This is a genomic window from Pseudomonas fluorescens (genome assembly GCF_040448305.1).
Lineage (GTDB): Bacteria > Pseudomonadota > Gammaproteobacteria > Pseudomonadales > Pseudomonadaceae > Aquipseudomonas > Aquipseudomonas fluorescens_BH.
In genome coordinates this window covers 3,071,736-3,095,073 of record NZ_CP148752.1, presented here as the reverse complement: position 1 = coordinate 3,095,073, position 23,338 = coordinate 3,071,736, and the positions used below count along the sequence as shown (strand labels likewise).

Genomic DNA, 23,338 nt, shown 5'->3' with positions numbered 1-23,338 from the left:
AGGCTTTCAAGATGCCGTTACGGACCCTTGAGACCTGGCCCCACGGCGCAATCATGCTGGACGCAGAGCACACGCGATTCGCGTTGTGGGCGCCAGATGCGTTCTACGTCAGTGTCGAACTGGAAAATGGACAGTCCTTGCCGTTGCTACCCCAGGCCGACGGCTGGTTCGTGAGCAACACCCGATGCGCGGCGGGTACGCGTTACCGCTACAGCATCGACGGCGAACTGGAAGTGCCCGACCCGGCCTCCCGCGCTCAGGCCGGCGATATCGACCGGCACAGTGTGGTGGTCGATCCGCTGGCCTATGCCTGGCAACACAGCGCCTGGTTGGGGCGGCCTTGGAACGAGGCGGTGATCTACGAACTGCATGTCGGTGCGCTCGGCGGCTTCAGCGCCGTCGAGCAGCATCTGGCACGCCTGGTCGAACTGGGTGTCACAGCGATCGAACTGATGCCCGTCGCGCAGTTTCCCGGTGAACGTAATTGGGGATATGACGGCGTGCTGCCCTACGCGCCCCAGGCTTCCTATGGTTCACCCGAGCAGCTCAAGCACTTGATCGACACCGCCCATGGTCATGGCCTGGCGGTGATTCTCGACGTGGTCTACAACCACTTCGGCCCGGACGGCAATTACCTGCATCGATATGCCAAGGGCTTTTTTCGCGAAGACAAACACACGCCGTGGGGCGCAGCCATCGACTTGCGCCGTCGCGAAGTGCGGGACTTCTTCATCGAAAACGCCTTGATGTGGCTGCTCGAATACCGTTTCGACGGTTTGCGCCTGGACGCGGTACACGCCATCGAAGACCCGGATTTCCTCCAGGAGCTGGCACGACGGGTGCGCCAGCAGACGGGACCGGCGCGGCATGTGTGGCTGATGGTGGAGAACGAACACAACCAGGCCAGCCTGCTCGAACAGGGTTACGACGCGCAATGGAACGATGACGGCCACAATGCCCTGCATGTGTTACTGACCGGCGAAACCGACGCCTATTACGCTGACTACGCGCATAACCCCACCGAACAATTGGCGCGCTGCCTGAGCCAGGGTTTCGTGTTCCAGGGCCATCTCAACCGCCATGGTGTGGCGCGCGGTGAACCCAGCGGGCATCTGCCGCCCAGTGCCTTCATCCTGTTTTTGCAGAACCATGACCAGATCGGCAACCGGGCCTTCGGCGAGCGCCTGCATCAACTCGCCCACCCACAAGCGCTGCGGGCCGCCACCGTATTGCTGCTGTTGTCGCCGATGATTCCGCTGCTGTTCATGGGCGACGAGTTTGCCGTCGAGCAACCCTTCCTGTTTTTCACCAGCCATCACGGTGAATTGGCCAAGCAGGTTCGCGACGGCCGGCGCAACGAGTTCGCGGCTTTCAGCGCATTTGCCGACCCAAACCTGCGCGAACACATTCCGGACCCGAACGATCCGCAGACGTTTGCAGCATCCCGTCCGGTCCTGCCATCGACCGGCCATTGCGAGATGCACGACCTGTATTGCCGACTGTTGCAAATCCGTCACCGGCACATCATCCCGCGCCTGCCGGGCGCCCAGGCACTGGGCAGCTACGTACTAGGCGAAGGCGCGGTCAGTGCATCCTGGCGTTTGGGCGATGGCAGCCAACTGCGCATTGACCTGAACCTCAGCGCCAGCCCCGTAGTCCACACCTCACAGACCGATGCCATGTGCTTGTTCGAATACCCGCCACAGAACCCCGACCTGCCGGCCCCAAACACCCTTGCCCCGTATTGCGCGCTCGTCAGCCTCGCCGCCGCAACCCCCTTTGCTACCTCGTTTGGAGAGCGTCCATGAGTGATGCGCAACTGGAAATCCTGGCCAGCCGTGCCGGCCTGGCCGTCGACTGGCTCGACGCCAACGGTCGCCCGCAAAAAGTCGCGCCGTCCGTGTTGCGCAACGTGCTGACCGGCCTTGGCCACCCGGCCGGCAGTGCCCAGGAAATCGACGCCAGCCTGCTGGAACTGCAAGCGGTGCAACAGACCCATCACTTGCCGCCATTGATCACCGCCGATGTCGGGGCGGGCCTGGACCTGGCGCGTTTCTTCGAGCCCGGGACCCCTTGCGAAATCCACCTTGAGGACGGTTCGCGGCTCAACCTGAAACTGGACGCCAACGCGGTGCTGCCGGGGCTGGTACCGGTCGGCTATCAACAGGTCAGCATCGACGGACAAAGCTTCACCCTGGCCGTGGCCCCGGCCCGTTGCTACAGCGTGGCCGATGCCGTGGACAACCCGATCCCCCGTGCCTGGGGCCTGAGCGTGCAGTTGTATGGATTGCGCCGCCCCGGCGATGGCGGGTTTGGTGACACCCAGGCGCTGGAAGACCTCGCCCGGGTGGCCGGCGAGCGTGGCGCCGAGGCGCTGGCGATCAGCCCCTTGCATGCGATGTTTTCCAGTGACACCCAACGCTACAGCCCCTATTCGCCATCCAGCCGTTTGTTTCTCAACAGCCTTTACTGCGCCCCCGGCACCATTCTCGGCGAACGCGCGCTGCGTACCGCCATCGATGCAACCGGGCTGGCCATTGAGCTCAAGACGCTGGAAGAGCGTCCGCTGATTGACTGGCCGGCCGCCGCTGAAGCCAAGCATCGGTTGCTGCAGTCGCTGTACGAAGGTTTCGTCCAGGGTGAACACCCGTTGCACGAAGACTTCAGCAGTTTTCGTCACGCTGCCGGCGAAGCGCTGGAGAACCACTGCCGCTTCGAAGCCATCCAGGAGGCGCGCGCCGCCCGCGGTGAACACCTCGACTGGCGGCAGTGGCCCGAACCCTGGCGCAACCCGCGCAGCGCCGAACTGGCGGCATTCGCCGAAGAAAATGCCGGGCGCATCGGCTTCTTCGCTTTCTGCCAGTGGCTGATCACGCGCTGCCTGGAGCGCGCGCAAACCGCCGCCCGCGCCAGCGGCATGAGTATCGGCCTGATTGCCGATCTGGCCGTTGGCGCCGACGGCGGCGGCAGCCAGGCCTGGAGCCGTCAGGACGAACTGCTCGCCTCCCTCACCGTTGGTGCGCCGCCGGACATTCTCAACCGCACTGGCCAGGGCTGGGGGATTTCCGCGTTCTCCCCTGAAGGCCTGGTGCGCAATGGTTTCCGGGCCTTTATCGAAATGCTGCGGGCCAACTTCGCCCACTCCGGTGGCTTGCGCATCGATCACGTCATGGGCTTGCAGCGTTTGTGGGTAATCCCCAATGGCTCGCCGCCGGCCGACGGCGCTTACCTGTACTACCCGGTGGACGACCTGCTGCGCCTGCTGACCCTGGAGTCCCATCGTCACCAGGCCATCGTCCTCGGCGAAGACCTCGGCACCGTGCCGGACGGCCTGCGGGAAAAACTCATCGCACGCTCGATGCTCGGCATGCGGGTGTTGCTGTTCGAACAGGACAACACGCACTTCAAGCCGATCCTCGACTGGCCGGACAACGCCCTGGCCACCACCAGCACCCATGACCTGCCGACCCTCAACGGTTGGTGGCATGGTCGCGATATCGACTGGAACGCCCGGCTCGGCCTGGTCGATGCCAGCGCAGAAATCGAATGGCGTCAGCACCGCGAGCGCGAGCGTGAAGGCCTGCGCCGGGCGTTGAGCCAGGACCCGCAAAACTTTCGCGAAGAGTCCCACGAAACCGACCAAGTGCTCGATGCCAGCGTGCGTTTCCTCGGTCATACCCGCTCGCCGTTGGTGCTGCTGCCGCTGGAAGATGCCCTTGGCGTCGAACAGCAAGCCAACCTGCCTGGCACCATCGACACACACCCCAATTGGTCGCGGCGCTTGCCCGGTTACAGCGAAGCCCTGCTCGATGGAGCGGATGCCGCACGACGCCTGGAATTGCTCGCCTGTGCGCGACTTCAGGCGGCCGAGCGTGATCGATGACCCAGGTGCCGACCCGTCCACTGCGCGCCACCTTGCGCCTGCAATTTCACAAAGGCTTCACGCTGGAAGATGCGGTGCCACTGGTGCCGTACTTCGCCCGCCTCGGCATCAGCCATGTCTACGCCTCCCCACTGTTGCGTGCCCGCGCCGGGTCGATGCATGGCTACGACGTGGTGGACCCGACCCGGGTCAACCCGGAACTGGGCGGAGAGGCGGCGCTGCGCAGCCTGGTCACTGCCCTGCACGGACACAACATGGGGTTGATCCTCGACGTCGTCTCCAACCACATGGCGGTCGGCGGCAGTGACAATCCCTGGTGGCTGGATTTGCTGGAGTGGGGACGCCTGAGCCCCTACGGCGAGTTTTTCGATATCCAGTGGCACTCACCCGATCCGTTGATGGAAGGCCAGTTGCTCCTGCCGTTTCTGGGCAGCGACTACGGCGTTGCGTTGCAGGACGGCAGCCTGCCCCTGCGGTTCGATGCCTGGCACGGCACCTTTTATGTCGAGCACTACGAACACCGCTTTCCGATTTGCCCCAGCGATTACGGGGAACTGCTCAGGACCGATGCGCCGCTCGATACACAGCAGGCCGAACAACTGAAAAACCTGGCTGATCGCTTCAGCACCCTGAGCTATCAGACCGACGCCCACAGCCTGGCCCTGCCGCTGAAAGCGGAACTTCGCGATCTGGTCAACGATCCGGCCCTTGCCCAAGCCATCGAGCAGCACCTGAACAACTACGACTCATTGACCGGCGAAGGCTTCCAGCGCCTGCACAACCTGCTGGAGCGCCAGAGCTATCGCCTGGCCAGTTGGCGCACCGCCGCCGATGACATCAACTGGCGGCGCTTCTTTGATATCAATGAACTCGGCGGACTGCGCGTCGAGCGTCCCGCCGTGTTCGAAGCCACCCACGCGAAGATCTTCCAACTGGTGGCTGAAGGGCTGATCGACGGGTTGCGCATCGACCACATCGACGGCCTCGCCGACCCGCGGGGCTACTGCCGCAAGCTGCGCCGCCGAGTCGACAGCCTTTCGGCGGGCCGCCACCTGCCCATCTATGTCGAAAAGATCCTCGGCGAAGGTGAAACCCTGCATCGCGACTGGTCGGTGGATGGCACCACCGGTTACGAGTTCATGAACCAGTTGTCACTGCTGCAACACGATCCACGGGGCGCGCAGACACTGGCCGAACGCTGGCAGCGTCACAGCGAGCGGCCCGCCGACTTCTCCCGGGAAGCACAACTGGCCCGCCAGCAAATCCTCAGCGGTTCCCTGGCCGGAGATTTCGAAAGCGTTGCCCAGGCCTTGCTGCAAGTGGCCCGGGACAATCTCATGACCCGCGACCTGACCCTGGGCGCCATTCGCCGGGCCTTGCAGGCGCTGATCGTGCACTTCCCGGTGTACCGCACCTACATCAGCCCCCTTGGCCGGTCGGCCCAGGACGATATGTTTTTCCGACAGGCCTTGGACGGTGCCCGCCAAACCCTCGGAGAAGCGGACTGGCCGGTGCTCGACTGCCTGGCCGGCTGGCTCGGCGGCGAACCCTGGCGGCAGCGTCCGGCCGGTCGCAAACGCAAACGCCTCAAGCACGCCTGCGTACGTTTCCAGCAACTGACCTCGCCAGCAGCGGCGAAAGCGGTGGAAGACACCGCGTTCTATCGTTCGGCCGTCCTGCTCTCGCGCAATGACGTTGGCTTCAACACCGAACAGTTCAGCGCACCGCTCGCCGATTTTCATCAGGCCTGCATCGAGCGCCTCGACACCTTCCCGGACAACCTGCTGGCCAGCGCCACCCACGACCACAAACGCGGCGAAGATTCACGGGCGCGGCTGGCGGTACTGAGCGAGCGCAGCGGCTGGTACGCCGACCAGATCGGCCTGTGGCGCGCCCTCGCCCGGCCCTTGCGCAACGACGATCAAATGCCATCGGCGGGCGATGAGTTGATTCTGTACCAGACGATCCTCGGCAGTTGGCCGCTGGAGTTGGCTATCGATCATCCGCCGGCACTCGAGAACTACGCAAAACGCCTCTGTCAGTGGCAACGCAAGGCCCTGCGCGAAGCCAAGTTGCAAAGCAGCTGGAGCGCGCCCAATGACATTTACGAGCAGGCGAGCGAGGACTTCATCCTGCGCCTGTTGCTCAGCTCCGAAGGCGAGCTGCTGCGTGCCGCCCTGGTCAAAGTTGCCCGCTCGATTGCCGCCCCCGGTGCACTCAATGGTTTGGCGCAAACCTTGCTGCGCATGACTGTGCCCGGGGTGCCGGATTTGTATCAGGGCAACGATTTCTGGGACTTCAGCCTGGTCGACCCGGACAACCGTCGCCCCGTCGATTACGCCAGCCGCCAGCAGGCACTGCAGCAAGCGGTGGACCTGCCGGACTTGTTGCAGAACTGGCGTGACGGGCGCATCAAGCAAGCCTTGATTGCGCGCACCTTGAGCCTGCGCGCCGAGCATGCCGAGCTGTTTCGGCGTGGCACCTACCAGGCTCTGGAAGTGGTGGGCAGCGAGGCCCATCGAGTGCTGTGTTTTGTCCGTGAACAGGAGGGAAAACGCGCCATCGTGATTGTGCCGATACGTTGTGCCGAACTGCTGGAAAACGGTGCCGAACCACAGGTCCACGCGCCGCTCTGGGGCGATACCCGGGTCAAATTGCCGTTCACCGTCCCTGACGAACATCTGCAGGGACTTTTTTCCCGCATCACAGTCACAAAACACAGGGAGCTGCCGATCAGCGCCGCGCTGGGGGAGTTCCCGGTCAATCTCATTTTTCAAACTGCCCACACTTGAGTTCAGTTCAGGAGCATTGCAATGAGTACCGACGATAAACGCATCCGCGAATTTGCCTATCAGATCTGGGAATCCGAAGGAAAACCCGAAGGTCAGGAAGCCCGCCACTGGGAGATGGCGTGCAAACTGGCAGAAGCCGAAGCCCTGGCCCCGAAACAACCGGCCAAGGCAGCCGCGAGCAAAACCCCGGTGAGCAAAAGGGCCAATGGCAAGGCTGGCGATGCCAAGGTCGCCGCGCCAAAAACCAAGGCCAAACCGGCGGCGGCTTCGAAGGTGATCCCGCCGGGGGAAAAGGCCCTCGAGAAAAAGCCCCGGGCTGCGCGAAAACCGCCGGCGATTTGAGGCGCACGGCGTTTGACCTGATTGAAAGGGTGCCGAGTCCGCTTGCCACGTTGGGTAATGCTCGCCCTGAAAAACTGTGGGAGCGAGCCTGCTCGCGATAACGGTCCACCATTCAATACCTGTGTGGACTGACACACCGCTATCGCGAGCAGGCTCGCTCCCACAGGTTGCAGTACTGACAGGAGTACCTATGACCAGTCCGAAGAAAGCCGCCGCGCCTGCCCCTCGTGCCGAAACCACACGAATCCGCGAAGGCCTGCCCTTTCCGCTGGGCGCCACCTGGGATGGCCTGGGAGTCAACTTCGCGCTGTTTTCCGCCCACGCCACCAAGGTTGAACTGTGCCTGTTCGACGACGCCGGCGAGGTGGAACTCGAACGCATCGAACTGCCCGAGTACACCGACGAGATCTACCACGGCTACTTGCCCGACGCCCATCCGGGGCTGATCTACGGCTATCGCGTCTACGGCCCCTACGACCCGGCCAAAGGCCATCGCTTCAACCCCAACAAACTGTTGATCGACCCCTACGCCAAACAACTGGTCGGCAAGCTGAAATGGTCCGAAGCGCTGTTCGGCTACACCATCGGCCACCCCGACGCCGACCTCAGCTTCGATGAACGGGACAGCGCGCCCTTCGTGCCCAAATGCAAGGTCATTGACCCGGCGCACACCTGGGGCCACGACCACCGCGTCAGCGTGCCGTGGGACAAGACGATCATCTATGAAACCCATGTGCGCGGCTTCAGCATGCGTCACCCTGCCGTGCCCGAGAACCTGCGCGGCACCTTTGCCGGGTTGATGGTCGATGATGTGGTGGAGCACATCCGCAAGCTCGGCGTGTCGACCGTGGAGTTGCTGCCGATCCACGCTTTCGTCAATGACCAGCACCTGCTGCACAAGGGCATGACCAATTACTGGGGCTACAACAGCATTGCGTTCTTCGCCCCCGACCCGCGCTACCTGGCCAGTGGCAAGATTGCAGAGTTCAAGGAAATGGTCGCGCACCTGCACGAAGCCAATCTGGAGGTGATCCTCGACGTGGTCTACAACCACACCGCCGAGGGCAACGAACAAGGCCCGACCCTGTCCATGCGCGGTATCGACAACGCGTCCTACTACCGCCTCAAACCCGATGACAAGCGCTTCTATATCAACGATTCCGGCACCGGCAACACCCTGGACCTGAGCCACCCGTGCGTACTGCAAATGGTCACCGACTCCTTGCGCTACTGGGCCTCGGAAATGCACGTGGACGGTTTCCGCTTCGACCTGGCGACCATCCTCGGGCGTTACCACGACGGTTTCGACGAACGCCACAGTTTCCTCGTGGCCTGCCGCCAGGACCCGGTGCTGCGCCAAGTCAAACTGATCGCCGAACCCTGGGACTGCGGCCCCGGCGGTTATCAGGTCGGCAATTTCCCGCCGGGCTGGGTCGAGTGGAACGACAAGTTCCGCGACACCGTGCGCGCCTTCTGGAAAGGCGACGATGGGCAACTGGCGGATTTCGCCAGCCGCCTGACCGCTTCGGGCGAAATGTTCAATCAGCGTGGCCGCCGCCCCTATTCATCGGTGAACTTCGTCACCGCCCATGACGGCTTCACCCTCAATGACCTGGTGTCGTACAACGACAAGCACAATGAGGCCAACGACGAAGACAATCAGGACGGCAGCAACAACAACCTGTCGTGGAACCACGGCGTCGAAGGCCCCACCGACGATCCCGACATCATCGCGTTGCGCCATCGGCAGATGCGCAATTTCTTCGCCACCCTGCTGCTGGCCCAGGGCACGCCGATGCTGGTGGCCGGCGACGAGTTCGCCCGCACCCAGGACGGCAACAACAATGCCTACTGCCAGGACAGCGAGATCGGCTGGGTCAACTGGGATCTGAGCGAAGACGGCAAGGCCCTGCTCAAGTTCGTCAAACGCCTGATCAAGTTGCGCCTGACCTACCCGATCCTGCGGCGCGGGCGTTTCCTGGTGGGTAGTTACAACGAGGACACCGGCGTCAAGGACGTGACCTGGCTGGCGCCGGACGGCACGCAAATGACCACCAGGCATTGGCACGATGCGCACAATCGTTGCCTGGGCATGCTGCTCGATGGCCGCGCCCAGGAAACCGGCATTCGCCGCAAAGGCATCGACGCGACGTTGATGCTGGTGGTCAACGCGCATCACGACATCGTCAATTTCCGCCTGCCGGAAGTGCCAGACGGCGGTTTCTGGACGTGCATGATCGACACCAACCAGCCGTCGATCCGCGGCCAGGAACGCTTCGAGTTTGGCCACGAGTACTCGGTCACCGGACGCTCGTTGCTGCTGTTCGAGCTGCAACATGAGGAAGAAGAGTAAAGGAGACTCCAGGCATTCATGGCCGCAACACCGCAGAGCGGAAAAATCATTCTGGATAAGCTCGCGACGCGACGAATAGCGTTACATGAGCAATACTCGATTCGCGGCAATCCAGGGTTTGGCTTGTCGCGCCGCTATCAACGAGCCCTCACGGGTCTGCCGGGTTTGTCCCATGCACGACTGAAGGCGACGCAGAACAAGGACGTATCCAGCATGAAACCCGTTTCCCTAAACGAAGCCAGCCTGCCATCACAAATCTGGAACAGTGCCCCGCAACTGGACAGCATCCCGGTCATCAGCACCCAATCCCTGGTGCCCACCGGCGCACGCGCGGTGCTCATTGCCCCGCACCCCGGCGATGAAGTCGTGACCTGCGGCGGCCTGCTGCAATTGCTCAGTAACCTCGGCCACCCGCTGCAATTGATCTCGATCACCGACGGCAGCGCCAGCCATCCGGGCTCTCGGCAGTGGTCGGAAAAACGCCTCAGCGTATTTCGTCCCCAGGAAAGCGTGGAAGCCATCCGCCGACTCGGGTTGCCGATGCACAGCCTGAAGTGGATTCGTGGCGGGTTTGCGGACAACGCGCTGGTGGAGCACGAAGATCAGATCGTCCAATTCATCATGCGCTACCTGCGCCCCGGTGATGTGGTGTTCAGCACCTGGCGCGAGGATGGCAACGTCGATCACGACACCGTTGGCCGCGCCAGCGCCAGGGCGGCAGCCAATATCGGGGCAACCTACAACGACGTACCGTTCTGGGCCTGGCACTGGCCGGCACGGGACCGGGAGCTGATTCCCTGGCACCGTGCCCGCAAGGTGCGCCTCGATACCTGGACCGTCGCCCGCAAGAGCCACGCCACCCACGCCTACGCCAGCCAACTCGACGGCGAACCGGCCATCGGCATCGCGCCGTTGCTGCCCCGGACGCTGCTGGAGCGTATCCGTTTGCCTTATGAAATTGTGCTGGTGTGAAACCATCGGTGATAGGTGTGGCGCTGCCAGGCAGACTGAACTGCCTGCCGTCACATCAGTCGCATACATAGGCAGCCCTGAATCAGAGGAGTGCATGTGGCCAGTCATCCAAAACGGCAGGCAGCCGAATCAACGCCGTTGAACACACCCCCGGCGATTCATCGGCTTCGCGTGCTGACGGTAAACACCCATAAGGGGTTTACCGCACTCAACCGGCGTTTCGTCCTCCCCGAGTTGCGTGAAGCGGTGCGCAGTACGTCGGCAGACCTGGTGTTTCTGCAAGAAGTCGTCGGCGAGCATGACCGCCACTCCTCCCGCTACAACGATTGGCCACAAACCTCGCAATATGAATTCCTTGCCGACAGCATGTGGAGCGACTTCGCCTATGGGCGCAATGCCGTCTATCCCGACGGTCATCATGGCAATGCCCTGCTGTCGAAATACCCGATCCGCGAGTATCGAAACCTGGATGTTTCCATTACCGGCCCCGAACGCCGTGGCTTGCTGCATTGCGTGCTGGACGTGCCGGGGCATCGCGAAGTGCATGCGATCTGCGTTCACCTCAGCCTGCTGGAAAGCCATCGTCAGCTGCAGTTGCAATTGCTCTGTCAGCTCCTCGAGTCCCTGCCGGATGATGCTCCGGTGATCATTGCCGGCGACTTCAATGACTGGCAGATGCAGGGCAATGCCGCCCTGGCCCGCCGCGATTACTTGCACGAAGCCTTCGAACGCCACCATGGTCGTCCGGCCAAAACCTACCCCGCGCGGTTTCCCTTGCTGCGCCTGGACCGCGTCTACCTGCGCAACGCCAGCAGCCATGAGCCGCAAATACTCGGGCACAAACCGTGGACGCACCTTTCTGACCATTTGCCGCTGGCGGTGGAAGTGCACCTGTGAATCACGGCCATTAGACGCCTGGCGCTGTGAAACCGCCCCCTACCTGTTATTTCTGACAGTAGCCACATTGAAGCAGTGCCTGCTACGTTGGTGATGCCCTGCCGATGCCGGTAGGCGCAGTCGGTCCTGGCCATTCCTGGCGGCCAAAGGAACGGAGGTTGATCCCATCGCGGAGGCATGCATGGAGTTTTCGACAGATCTGCCCAAATACCGTTTCGGCGCCTGCCTGTTCTCAATCTGGTTATGTGCAAATTGGCCCCAGGCAGCCTACGCCGCCTGCACACTCACCCCCACCGCCGGTAACGACAACTTCGTCTGCGACAGCGGCACCAGTGGGCCGTTGAGCGATTTGTCGGGCAATAACACCCTGACCTTCACCGCCACTGGCACCGGCAGGATCAACGGCAACGTGACCTTCGGCGCCGGTGCCGACACGGTGAACATGGCGTCCGGCACCGTGGCCGGCACTGTGAACCAGGGCGACGGGGCAGATAGTTTCACGATCAGCGCCGGGCAAGTCACCGGGGCGGTCAGCCAGGGCAATGGCATCGATAACTTCGTCATGTCTGGCGGGACCCTTCAGTCCCTGGCCCAAGGCGACGGTCGCGATACCTTCCTGATGACTGGCGGCACCATCGTCGGCGCTTTCGAGGACGGCGACGTTGCCAGGATGACCAGTGGCTCCATCGGCCGGGTTGACATGAAGCTCGATAACAATCTCTTCGAAATGTCGGGTGGGCAGATACTTCGCAACCTGGTGACCGGTTTGGGCACCGATACCATCATCGTTTCCGGGGGGAGTATCGGTGGCAACATCAGTGTCAGCAATGGCAACGACAGCATCACGGTCACCGGCGGGGAAATCGTCGGCGAGATCCGCGCCGGCAACGGCGATGACACCCTGGTGTGGGACGGCGACGGGACCATCCGCTCGCAAATCCTGCTGGAGGCCGGCATCGACAGCGCCACCCTGCGCAACCTCAGCGAAAGCACCCTCGCCCTCACCCCGAGCATCAATGGCGGCGTCGGCAATGACCTGCTGACCTTCGATCACACCACCTCGTCAGGCGCCGGCCGCTACATCAACTGGGAAACGGTCAACCTCGGCAACAGCTCACGTTTTGATCTCGATGGCGTTTTTCAACTGGGGGACAGCGCCACGGGCACCGGCGTGTTCAATGTCGACGGCAGCAGTACGTTGACGTCGGTGCAGGGCAGCATCACGCCATTGACCACAGGTCGGCTCGTTACCCTGAACAACAGCGGGGTCATCGACCTCACCCGTGGCAACTCGCGGACCAATGACAGCCTGACGGTTGAAGGCAATTACGTGGGTAACGGCGGCCAGTTGCTGTTGCAAAGCGCCGTGGGCGATGACAGCTCTCCCAGCGACAAACTGGTGGTCAACAACGGCACATTGACCGGCAGCACCCTGATCAGCGTCACCAACGTTGGCGGCGCGGGTGCCCTGACCGGGCAAAACGGTATCCAGCTGGTTCAGGCCCAAGGCACGGCGGTCAGCGACAACACCGCGTTCGCCCTCAAAGCCCCGGTGTCGGTTGGCGCCTTCGATTACCGCCTGTTCAAAGGCGGTATCACACCGGGCAGCGAAAACAGTTGGTATTTACGCTCCTCGGTGGTGGCACCGCCAGTGGTAGCCGTCGCCAACCCTGATCCCGCCTTGCCACCGACGCTGGTGCCCATCGTCGCAGTGCCGGTCGCCGCGCCAGTGGTTGTGGCCACCGGGGTTCAAGGAGTTGAAGGCGTCGTGACGGTCGAAGCCCCGGTGTTGCCGGCCGCCGTACCCGGCGCAGCACCAATCCCCCTGTATCGCGAGGCGGTGCCTACCTGGTCGGTGGTGCCGCCGGCTGCAGCACAATTGAGCCTGACAGCACTGGGCACTTTTCATGACCGTCAGGGAGATCAGCGCCTGCTGACGCAAACCGGTGCGCTCAGTGCCGGTTGGGGCCGGGTCTACGGCAAGAACCTCGAACAGACCTGGGCCGGCACCGTCACGCCAAGACTGGACGGCTCGCTCAATGGCTTTCAGGTCGGCAATGATCTGTTCAGCTCAGAGTTGGCGGGTGGGCAAACCCAGCGCAGCGGTTTCTTCATCGGCCACAGCCGCCTGCAAGGCGATGTCGACGGTTTCAATCAGGGCTTCGCAGGCAAGCGCTCCGGCAACGTCGAGTTGCAAGGCGACAGCCTTGGCGTTTACTGGACCCTGATCGATCGCGCCGGCGCGTATCTCGATACCGTGGCCATGTACACCTGGCTCAACGGCGACAACCGTTCCGACAGTGGACTGAAGATCGACAATGACGGGCACGTAACGACGTTATCGGCAGAAGTCGGATACCCGATCGCGGTGACCGGTAACTGGGTGGTCGAACCCCAGGCCCAGGCGATTTACCAGAAGGTCAAACTCGACAGCCAGGACGACGGCATCTCCCATGTCTCGTTCGATTCCGACAGTGCCTGGACCGGCCGCGTCGGCGCACGCCTCAAGGGTCGCTACGAGGTCGGCGGCCGGCCGCTGGAACCCTATCTGCGGGCCAACATCTGGCACACCTTCACCGGTACCGATACGGTCACCTTTGACCATCTCGATCAAGTCGAAACCCAACAACGAACCTCGTCCGCCGACCTCGGTATCGGCATGGTGCTGAGCGTTGCGGCCTCGGTCAGCGTGTACGCCGGACTCGACTACACCAGCAATATCGACAGCAACCAACAACGGGGAACATTCGGTAACGTGGGGGTCCGGGTGAAGTGGTAATGGAGGACATCTGCGCCGTCCCGAGGTTTTTTTTCCATTCGGTCGCCCCTCATTCGGGGTAGGAGAGACGCCATCGCGAGATACCGCCTGCGACTGCAAGGTAGACCGCCATGAAAATCCCGCTCACCCCACAAGAGATCAAAGTCACTTTTTGCACGGTGTCGAGTTCACTCCTGCTGTGTTTCACCATGCAAGTACAAGCCGCCACTGACGAGCAAGAAACAGCCCCGTGGTATCGCCAGGACATCCCGACACTCAGTCTGCCTGCCCTTGCAGAAACCTATCCCGGTCCAACCTGACCACCGCAGACGCCGCGCCCACGACCTGGGACCAACTCTATGGCCAGCCTTCTCGCCAGGCACAAACCGGTGAGCCTGTACATCAGCGCCGACTACAGCAGCGACGTGGACGACAATGACCTGAACGGGTTGATCGGCAACCTGGGTGTGCGGATACGCTGGTGAAAACTGGTATTTCTTACAGTATCCACAGCATTGATGGTGATGCATTGTGATGGGCAACTCACCCTGATCGAGGCCGTCACGGATGTCTGTGGACCATGCGCATCACGGCACGCCAACCCTTGCGGTTTCGGACGCGCGTGGGCTGACAGTCAGAACGGTGCAGTTTCATCGGCGGCAGGCGGCCGATCCGCTTGAGGCACGGGTCACGCATCAACGGTTCGATGCCGCAGGCAGGCCGGTGGCCAGCCGTGATCCGTATCTGTTTGCCCTGGCGCAGAACGATGCGTTGGTGCCGGCCAATTTGAGCCAGGTGTTCAACCTGTCTGGCGTGCCGTTGTCGAGTGACAGTGTGGATGCGGGGTGGCGGGTGGCGTTGCCCGGTGCGGCCGGGCAACGCATCGAGGCTTGGGACGGCCGTGGCAGCTACTCCCTGACCGGGTTCGATGTACTGCTGCGGCCGGTGACCATACAGGAGCGTGGTAAAGAGGTCGCTGAGCACGTCCTTGAGCGCTTCAGCTATGCGAGAGTCGATGCCGACGCCGCATCGCACAATCTGTGCGGCCAGTTGATTCGCCATGACGACCCGGCCGGGACGTTGCACCTGAACGATCTCGGCATCAGTGGTGCGGTGCTGCAACAGACGCGGCATTTTTTGCTGGATACCGACACGGTGAACTGGCCCGACAGCGTGGCCGCGCGCGATGCGTTACTTGAACCCGCCGAAGGTGCCACCACCTCACTACGATATGCCCCCAGCGGTGAACTGCTCCGGCAAATCGATGCGCTGGGTAATCATCGGCGTTTTACCTATAGCGTCGCCGGCGAATTGAACGACACGCGACTGATCTTGGCCGGCCCCGACCAGACAGAACGAACACTGGTCAGCGATCTCAGCTACAACGCCTCCGGCCAGATCGAAGCGGAAGCCGCCGGTAACGGCGTCGTCACCCGCCACCGCTACGACCCTGCGAATGGTCGCCTCATTGGGTTCAGCGCACACAAGACCAACGGCACGCCACTGCAGGACCTGAAATACCGCTACGACGCAGTCGGCAACCTGATGAGCATCGAAGACGCTGCCCAACCGATCCGCTACTTCAACAACCAGCGTATCGAACCGATCAAGACCTACCACTACGACACTCTCGATCAACTGATCGAAGCCACCGGATGGGAAGCCAAGTCCGGCCATGGCGACCCCGCCCTGCCCGACCTTCAACCTTTGCCGCTCGACCCTAACCAAGTTGGCAATTACAGCCAGACTTATCACTACGACGCCGGCGGCAATCTGCTGGACCTGACGCACGTCGGCGCCCAGGCACACAGCCGCACCTTGACCCGCGCGAAGTACAGCAACCGCTGCCTGCCCGAGCGCAATGGCCGTCCACCGACCGAAGCCGAACTGGCCGCCGGTTTCGATGCCAATGGCAATTTACGTGAACTGCAAGCAGGCCAGTCACTCGGCTGGGATCTGCGCAATCAACTGTCCACCGTGCGCCCGGTCGTCCGCGAAGACGGCAATGACGACTACGAACACTACCTCTACGACGGCGGCGGCCAACGGGTGCGCAAATTGCGTTCAAACCAGACCAACGCCCGGACGTTGATCAGCGAAGTACGCTACCTGCCCGGCGTGGAGATCCGCAGTCATGGCGGCACCGGTGAAATCCCCCACGTGACCAATGCCAGCGCCGGTAGCAACAGCGTGCAGGTGCTGCATTGGGTTGCCAATCCACCGGATGACATTACCAACGACCAGGTGCGTTACAGCCTCAATGACCACCTGCAATCCAGCGCGCTGGAGCTGGACCAAAACGCCGACCTGATCAGCCAGGAATGGTATTACCCGTTTGGTGGTACGGCTTGTTTCGCGGCCCGTTCGGCCACAGAAGCCAAGTACAAGACCGTGCGGTATTCGGGCAAGGAGCGGGACGCGACGGGACTTTATTACTATGGATTCCGCTATTACGCGCCGTGGTTGCAGCGGTGGATTAATCCGGATCCGGCGGGGTATGTAGATGGGATGAATTTGTATCAATTTGTAGGTTCCGACCCTGTCAATAATGTAGATAGCGTTGGCCTGGACAAAAAACGCTGGCAGATGCTTGTCCACAAACACTTACTACCAGGCCACGGACATGTATTAAGAGGGCGCCACCTCGACTATATAGGCGAGCAAATTAACGACAAAGACAGACAACTAAAAAACTCATTTAAATACAAAGGCATCAGATATTACAACCAACAAGAACGAGCAGACAATTTAATGACTCTAACAGTAAGGAACGGATTGCTTTCCAACAATAAGGAGCAGCTTGTCGGTTACAACAACACCACCACATCATCCTCAAACTGGCTTAAATTGAATACCAACTTGGGGTACGCATTAGGATTCAACGAGCAACATCAACCAGAACTTGCCATATTTAAACATACCCGCGATAAAAGGTACCACTCATCTCCTTTCTCCGGTCGCCCAGTTCTAGACGCCGGAATGATCGTAATAACGAATGGAGCAGTTTCATTTATTGAAAACAAGAGCGGTCATTACCGACCTAAAATCGAGCAAAAATTGCACACTTTGAATTTTTTGAAAAAAGGCGGAGCGAATTTAAAAGACATATTTGTTTCAGAACGAATCCCAGACAAACTCAAAGCCGAACCTCACATGCACCAAGAAGAACTTGAGACCTACTTCGAAAACAATCTCTACAACGCTTCAGACCTATACGAATGGAACATTAAAATAGAGGAGCGACACGCACAACTTCCAGCCAGCCATGTAAACATCCGCCCTACTGTCAACATTCCGTCCAGGGGCAAAAACGGACTATCCCCATTAGAAACTTTAACTTTCAGAGATTGGGCGCAGAGAGATAAAAACGGTAGACCAGGAAAACCTCTCAAGTCTTCCCGTCTACTCGTCAATTAGATTTAGTGGCCTTCTCAAGGTTGAACCCACAGGAACTACGGGCATGTTGTTATTGTGTCAGTGCTGTCTACACAGCGATAAAGACCGTGATCGCACATTATGCGCTGCGGCGACTCCCCCGTCATTTCCCCATGCTCCTCAAGACAATTAAGTTAACGAACACTCAGAAAAAAAGCGAACTCGTCAACACAACCGAGCTAATCGTCGTTACTAACTGCTCGGTTACGTCTCATGGAAAACTAACCGCGCTCAATCTATTAACGCGGCAATGAGTTAACTTCTGACTTTCCTAGCCCTGCGGCCTTAACATCAACACCGCCAACGGCGGCAAGTTCAGCACCAACGACAACGCCTGCCCATGGCTCGGCGTCTCCTCGGCCACCGCCCCGCCACTGTTGCCATAATTGGAACCGGCATAAATCGACGAATCGCTGTTGAGCACCTCACTCCACTGCCCGGCAAACGGCACCCCAACGCGATAAGCCTCACGCGGCACCGGGGTAAAGTTAGCCACCACCAGCAGCGGTTCGCCGTCCTTGCTCCAGCGCAACCACGCATAAACGCTGTTGATCGCGTCATCGCCGATCAGCCATTGGAAACCCTGCGGTACATCGTCCTGCTCATGCAGCGCCGGCGCTTCGCGGTACAAGCGGTTGAGGTCAGACACCAGTTTCTGCACGCCCTTGTGCTCGGGGTATTGCAACAGGTACCAGTCCAGTTGCTGGTCATGGTTCCACTCGCGCCACTGGCCGAATTCGCAGCCCATGAACAGCAGCTTCTTGCCGGGATGCGCCCACATGAAACTCAGGTAGGCCCGCAGGTTGGCGAATTTCTGCCAGCGGTCGCCGGGCATTTTGTCGATCAGCGAGTGTTTGCCATGCACCACTTCATCATGGGAGATCGGCAGGATGAAGCGCTCGGACCACGCATACACCAGGCCGAAGCTCAGCTCGTTGTGGTGATGGGCGCGGTACACCGGGTCTTGCTGGATGTAATGCAGCGAATCGTGCATCCAGCCCATGTTCCATTTGTAGGCAAAGCCCAGGCCGCCTTGCTGCGTGCCCTGGCTGACACCCGGCCATGCGGTGGATTCTTCGGCGATCACCAGCGCACCGGGCGCTTCGAGGGCGACCACGTCATTGAGGTGGCGCAGGAAGTCGATGGCTTCCAGGTTCTCCCGCCCGCCGTGGCGGTTCGGCACCCACTCGCCGGCCTTGCGCGAGTAGTCGCGGTAGAGCATCGAGGCCACCGCATCGACCCGCAGGCCGTCGACATGAAAATGCTTGAGCCAGTGCAGCGCCGACGCCAGCATGTAGCCGTGCACTTCGGTGCGACCCAGGTTGTAGATCAGCGTGTCCCAGTCCTGGTGGAACCCTTCCTGTGGGTTGCCATACTCGTACAGCGCCGTGCCGTCGAACTGGGCCAGGCCGTGGATATCGGTGGGGAAATGCGCCGGCACCCAATCGAGAATCACCCCGAGCTCGGCCTGGTGGCAGGCGTTGATGAACGCGGCGAACTCGTCCGGCGTGCCATAGCGCGCACTCGGTGCGAATTGCGACAGCAACTGATAGCCCCACGAACCGCCGAACGGGTGCTCCATGATCGGCATCAGTTCGATGTGGGTGAAACCGAGGTCTTTGACATAGGGAATCAGCCGCTCGGTCAATTCCGGCCAGGTGTACTGGCGGGCCACTTCACCCAGGTCGTCCAGCTCGCATTGCCACGAGCCGGCGTGCAATTCGTAGATCGACAATGGCGCCGTCACCCGCTGGCGGTCACCCCGGGACAACATCCAGTCCTGGTCCTGCCAGTCGATGTTCAAGGGTGAGGCGACTTTCGAGGCGGTGTCCGGTGGCAGGCTGGTGGCCAGCGCCACGGGATCGGCCTTCAACGGCAGGATGCCGTGGGCGCCGAGGATTTCGTATTTGTAGGTGTCCCCGGCCTGCAGGCGCGGGATGAACAACTCCCAGACGCCGGTGGGATGACGCAGGCGCATCGGATGCCGGCGCCCGTCCCAGACGTTGAAATCGCCGACCACCGACACCCGCCGGGCATTCGGCGCCCACACGGCGAAACGCACGCCGTCGACGCCGTCCACGGTCTTGAGTTGCGCGCCCAGGCACGCGCTGAGGTCGCGGTGATTGCCTTCGGCAAACAGGTACAAATCCATTTCGCCCAACAACGGGCCGAAGCTGTAAGGATCTTCTGCGGTTTGCTCGCCGCCGGCCCAACGGGTGCGCAGCAGATACGCTTGTGCTCGATCGAAATGCCCGACGAACAACCCTGGTGTCTGCGTGACCTCCAGTTGCCCCAGCTCTTCGCCGGAGTCCCTGGCCAGCACCTGCACACTCAGGGCGCCCGGCAGATACGCGCGAATGAATTGCCCGCCGGCACCATCAGCATGGGGGCCGAGAATGGCGAAAGGATCGATATGCTCGGCACGCACCAATGCATCGATATCCCGCGCCCTGGGCAGCAGCGCTTCTTTGTGATGACCCTGTTCCTTGTTCGAGACACTCATGACTACTCTCCACCAAGATCGGAAAAGGGTTTAAGCCCACTCAATAATCCATATAAACCGTGCAACGGCACGGGCAACCAGGCGGGGCGATTTTCCGCCTCATAAGCCACTTCATACGCCGCCTTCTCCAGACCGAACAACGCCAGCGCGGCATCCTCGCCTTCGGGATCTTGCCATGCATGGGCAAGACTAGCTGCCGCCAGCCGATAAGCGTCGACAAATGCTTGCCGCGCCTCGCTCAAGTAGCGATCGGTGACCCGCAAGCGCGCGGCATCGGCCGCCGCGGTGTTGTCGACGCTCTGCACGTTGATCGCCATCGCCGCCGCGTAGTCGAAGGAACGCAGCACGCCGCTGACATCCTTGTACGGGCTGTGTTTGCCCCGTCGTTCATGCAATGGCCGGGCCGGTTCGCCTTCGAAGTCGATCAGATAGGCATCGCCCTTGATCACCAGCACCTGCCCCAGATGCAGGTCGCCGTGTACACGAATGCGCAAGCCGCCCGCGGTCTTTTTGCCCAACGCTTGTACATGGCCGAGGATGGCTTTCCTGTTGTCCAGTAAACGGCCGACCAGGGTTTGGTCCGCCGGGTTCAGTTGATTTTTATGCTGCTTGAGCAAGTTCAGCGCGTGCTCGATTTGCGCCGCGACATCCCTGGCCGAGGCCAGCGCCTCTTTCTGCGTGGTGACCTGGGGCAAGAAGTCCGGGTTGGCACTCGGCGCCGCCAGCACCTGATGCATTTCCCCCAGGCGCTGACCGAGCATAGCGGCGAAGTCTTTCAGTTCGCCGAGCGCGTTGTAATGCTGTTCCTGCTCGGACACGGCGTCGGCCAGCTCATCGCGCAGCGCCCGTTCGAGGTTGTTCTGCGTCCATTCCCAGGCGTCGCCCTGGTTACTCAAATAGCCTTGGGCGATCATCAGCAAATTGTCTTCACCCGCCCCGTCGCGTCGCACCACGGCCCCCAGTAATGGCGAAATATTGCTGAACCCGGCTTCGGTCAGGTACGCGCTCATTTCCAGTTCCGGGTGCACACCGCAGGCGACCTTGCGGATCAGCTTCAGCACCAGGCTGTTGCCGATCACCACCGAGCTGTTGGACTGTTCGGCGGACAGGTAACGTACCGGCGACTCGGCATTGAGGCCAAGTTTTTCCAGCTCCGCGGTGGACTCGAAGCGAATGTCGCCATCGCTGGAAGCCAATACGGTGCCGGCCTGAATGCCCTGCAATACGGCATGCACAAAGGTGTCCAGGCTGAAGGCATCGGTGATCAGGCCGACCTGGCGTCCGCGCCGTACCCGCGACAATGCCAATTGCTGCGGCAACGGAGTACCGACCTGATCCTCCGAGATAAAGCCGAACGGCAACTGGTAGCGGCTGCTCTGGCCAGCGCTGGTGACATTGATCTCACTGAACAGCACCGGATGCTGCGGGTCGCCGAACCGCACGCCATAGGCCAGATCGACCTGCTCAATGGCCGCGTCCTTGCCGGCGAACCAGCGGCGATTCTGCAACCAGCTCGGCAGGATGCTTTGCTCCATTGTGGTGCGTGACGGCGCTTCGAGCAGTTCCTCCATGCGCTTTTTTAGCACCAGCGTGGTGAAGTCCGGCAGGCTTTGTGCGGGCTCCACGTGCCAGCTCGGCATCTGGTTTTCCGCGGCGAGGCCGAACCAGTAGAAGCCGTATGGCGCCAGCGTCAGGAGGAAATTCAGCTGGCCGATGGGTGGGAATGCGTTCCCCCCGAGCATTTCCACCGGCACCATGCCGACGTAGGCCGACAGGTCCAGCTCGGCGGCCTGGGCGCTGCGCGACACGTTGGCCACGCACAGAATGACTTCGTGCTTGCCATCCACCCCGGTGTACTCACGGGTGTAGGCCAGAATCCGCCGATTGCTCGGCGACAGCATCTTCAACGTACCGCGGCCAAAGGCCTTGGATTGCTTGCGCACGGCGAGCATGCGCCGGGTCCAGTTCAACAGCGAATGCGGGTCGCCGGCCTGGGTTTCGACGTTGACCGACAGGTAGCCATATTGCGGGTCCATGATCGGTGGCAGCACCAGGCTCGCCGGGTCGGCGCGGGAGAAACCGCCGTTGCGGTCGATGGACCATTGCATCGGCGTACGCACACCGTCGCGGTCGCCGAGGTAGATGTTGTCGCCCATGCCGATTTCATCGCCGTAATACAGGGTCGGCGTGCCGGGCATCGACAGCAGCAGGCTGTTGAGCAGCTCGACCCGGCGGCGGTCGCGCTCCATCAGCGGCGCCAGGCGACGGCGAATCCCCAGGTTGATCCGCGCCCGACGGTCGGCGGCGTAGTAATTCCACAGGTAGTCACGCTCCTTGTCGGTGACCATCTCCAGGGTCAACTCATCGTGGTTGCGCAGGAAGATTGCCCACTGGCAGTTGGCGGGGATATCCGGGGTCTGGCGCAGAATGTCGGTAATCGGGAAGCGATCTTCCTGGGCCAGCGCCATGTACATGCGCGGCATCAACGGGAAGTGAAAGGCCATGTGGCATTCGTCGCCGTTCAGGCCTTTCTTGTCGGTGGCGCCGAAGTACAACTGGGTGTCTTCCGGCCACTGATTGGCCTCGGCCAGCAACATGCGGTCGGGGTAGTTGGCGTCGATTTCGGCGCGGATCTTTTTCAGGACGTCGTGGGTTTCCGGCAGGTTCTCGTTGTTGGTGCCGTCACGCTCGATCAGGTAGGGAATGGCGTCCAGGCGCAAGCCGTCGATGCCCATGTCGAGCCAGTAACGCATCACCGACAGCACCGCTTTCATGACTTGCGGGTTATCGAAGTTCAGGTCCGGCTGGTGGGAGTAGAAACGGTGCCAGAAGTATTGGCCGGCGACCGGGTCCCAGGTCCAGTTGGACTTTTCGGTGTCGAGGAAAATGATGCGGGTGCCGTCGTATTTATGATCGTCATCGGACCACACGTAGAAGTCCCGCGCCGCCGATCCGGGTTTAGCCTTGCGCGCCCGCTGGAACCACGGGTGCTGGTCGGAGGTGTGGTTGATGACCAGTTCGGTGATCACCCGCAGGCCGCGTTTGTGCGCCTCGGCGATGAAACGCCTGGCATCGGCCATGGTGCCGTAGTCGCTGTGTACGCCGCGGTACTCGGCGATGTCATAACCGTCGTCGCGCCGTGGCGAGGGATAGAACGGCAACAGCCAGATGGTGTTGACGCCCAGGTCGGCGATGTAGTCGAGCTTGGCGATGAGGCCGGGAAAATCGCCAATCCCGTCGTTGTTGGAGTCGAAATACGATTTGACGTGAACTTGATAGATCACCGCGTCCTTGTACCAGAGCGGGTCCTTGATGAACGTGGCTGCCTTGGGTTTCTTCGCCATGTGAAACTCCTGGTGAATTCAACTTGGCCACAAGCTGAGAATCCCCTGTGGTGAGGAGG

The 23,338-nt window shown here is 61.3% G+C and carries 12 protein-coding genes and 1 pseudogene; 11 read left to right on the top strand and 2 right to left on the bottom strand.

Translation table 11 applies throughout. From position 1 onward, the window contains the following. Positions 1-11: 11 nt before the first annotated feature. The 11 genes and pseudogenes from treZ to WHX55_RS13895 all read left to right on the top strand — a co-directional run bounded on the left by treZ (position 12) and on the right by WHX55_RS13895 (position 17,414). A complete protein-coding gene (gene treZ / locus WHX55_RS13945; RefSeq protein WP_353742913.1) occupies positions 12-1,808 on the top strand; it encodes a malto-oligosyltrehalose trehalohydrolase in 1,797 nt (598 codons plus the stop codon). Further along, positions 1,805-3,883 carry a 4-alpha-glucanotransferase gene (malQ, locus tag WHX55_RS13940; RefSeq protein WP_353742912.1) on the top strand — a complete coding sequence of 693 codons (2,079 nt, stop codon included), beginning with the start codon at positions 1,805-1,807 and terminating at the stop codon, positions 3,881-3,883. The genes treZ and malQ overlap by 4 nt, the downstream gene beginning before the upstream one ends. Further along, entirely contained in the window at positions 3,880-6,675 is a 2,796-nt protein-coding gene (locus WHX55_RS13935; protein WP_353742911.1) for a malto-oligosyltrehalose synthase, read from the top strand. Before malQ ends, WHX55_RS13935 begins: the two co-directional genes overlap by 4 nt. A gap of 21 nt (positions 6,676-6,696) precedes the next feature. Further along, entirely contained in the window at positions 6,697-7,017 is a 321-nt protein-coding gene (locus tag WHX55_RS13930; protein WP_150724005.1) for a DUF2934 domain-containing protein, read from the top strand. A gap of 190 nt (positions 7,018-7,207) precedes the next feature. Beyond that, complete coding sequence (gene glgX, locus WHX55_RS13925; RefSeq protein ID WP_353742910.1) at positions 7,208-9,370, top strand: glycogen debranching protein GlgX; 2,163 nt, start codon at positions 7,208-7,210, stop codon at positions 9,368-9,370. Positions 9,371-9,583: 213 nt separating this feature from the next. Continuing rightward, the gene (locus WHX55_RS13920) at positions 9,584-10,342 is read left to right on the top strand and encodes a PIG-L family deacetylase (protein WP_353742909.1); all 759 of its coding nucleotides are present in this window, start codon (positions 9,584-9,586) and stop codon (positions 10,340-10,342) included. Positions 10,343-10,438: 96 nt separating this feature from the next. Next, entirely contained in the window at positions 10,439-11,239 is an 801-nt protein-coding gene (locus tag WHX55_RS13915) for an endonuclease/exonuclease/phosphatase family protein (protein ID WP_150724007.1), read from the top strand. A 181-nt stretch (positions 11,240-11,420) separates the two neighbouring features. After that, positions 11,421-14,018 (top strand): autotransporter outer membrane beta-barrel domain-containing protein, encoded by a 2,598-nt coding sequence (locus tag WHX55_RS13910; RefSeq protein WP_353742908.1) that lies wholly within the window; start codon positions 11,421-11,423, stop codon positions 14,016-14,018. A gap of 110 nt (positions 14,019-14,128) precedes the next feature. Continuing rightward, positions 14,129-14,385, top strand: a pseudogene (locus tag WHX55_RS13905) (autotransporter outer membrane beta-barrel domain-containing protein); the annotation flags it as partial. After that, complete coding sequence (locus WHX55_RS13900; RefSeq protein WP_257605560.1) at positions 14,357-14,482, top strand: hypothetical protein; 126 nt, start codon at positions 14,357-14,359, stop codon at positions 14,480-14,482. The pseudogene WHX55_RS13905 and the gene WHX55_RS13900, both read left to right, overlap by 29 nt. Before the next feature lie 82 nt (positions 14,483-14,564). Beyond that, the gene (locus tag WHX55_RS13895; RefSeq protein ID WP_353742907.1) at positions 14,565-17,414 is read left to right on the top strand and encodes an RHS repeat-associated core domain-containing protein; all 2,850 of its coding nucleotides are present in this window, start codon (positions 14,565-14,567) and stop codon (positions 17,412-17,414) included. 289 nt (positions 17,415-17,703) lie between these two features. Here the strand turns inward: WHX55_RS13895 and glgB are convergent, their stop codons facing one another. After that, positions 17,704-19,935, bottom strand: coding sequence for a 1,4-alpha-glucan branching protein GlgB (gene glgB / locus WHX55_RS13890; RefSeq protein ID WP_150758124.1), 2,232 nt, complete (start codon positions 19,933-19,935; stop codon positions 17,704-17,706). Positions 19,936-19,937: 2 nt separating this feature from the next. After that, positions 19,938-23,279, bottom strand: a complete 3,342-nt coding sequence (gene treS / locus WHX55_RS13885; protein WP_150756044.1) for a maltose alpha-D-glucosyltransferase — start codon at positions 23,277-23,279, stop codon at positions 19,938-19,940. Positions 23,280-23,338: the final 59 nt, after the last annotated feature.

Excerpts from the sequence above, each read along its gene's own strand:
- WHX55_RS13920 (WP_353742909.1), top strand. The coding sequence starts at position 9,584 with ATGAAACCCGTTTCCCTAAACGAAGCCAGCCTGCCATCACAAATCTGG.
- treS (WP_150756044.1), bottom strand. The coding sequence starts at position 23,279 with ATGGCGAAGAAACCCAAGGCAGCCACGTTCATCAAGGACCCGCTCTGG.
- WHX55_RS13935 (WP_353742911.1), top strand. The coding sequence starts at position 3,880 with ATGACCCAGGTGCCGACCCGTCCACTGCGCGCCACCTTGCGCCTGCAA.
- WHX55_RS13930 (WP_150724005.1), top strand. The coding sequence starts at position 6,697 with ATGAGTACCGACGATAAACGCATCCGCGAATTTGCCTATCAGATCTGG.
- WHX55_RS13900 (WP_257605560.1), top strand. The coding sequence starts at position 14,357 with ATGGCCAGCCTTCTCGCCAGGCACAAACCGGTGAGCCTGTACATCAGC.
- WHX55_RS13910 (WP_353742908.1), top strand. The coding sequence starts at position 11,421 with ATGGAGTTTTCGACAGATCTGCCCAAATACCGTTTCGGCGCCTGCCTG.
- glgB (WP_150758124.1), bottom strand. The coding sequence starts at position 19,935 with ATGAGTGTCTCGAACAAGGAACAGGGTCATCACAAAGAAGCGCTGCTG.
- glgX (WP_353742910.1), top strand. The coding sequence starts at position 7,208 with ATGACCAGTCCGAAGAAAGCCGCCGCGCCTGCCCCTCGTGCCGAAACC.
- treZ (WP_353742913.1), top strand. The coding sequence starts at position 12 with ATGCCGTTACGGACCCTTGAGACCTGGCCCCACGGCGCAATCATGCTG.
- malQ (WP_353742912.1), top strand. The coding sequence starts at position 1,805 with ATGAGTGATGCGCAACTGGAAATCCTGGCCAGCCGTGCCGGCCTGGCC.
- WHX55_RS13895 (WP_353742907.1), top strand. The coding sequence starts at position 14,565 with ATGTCTGTGGACCATGCGCATCACGGCACGCCAACCCTTGCGGTTTCG.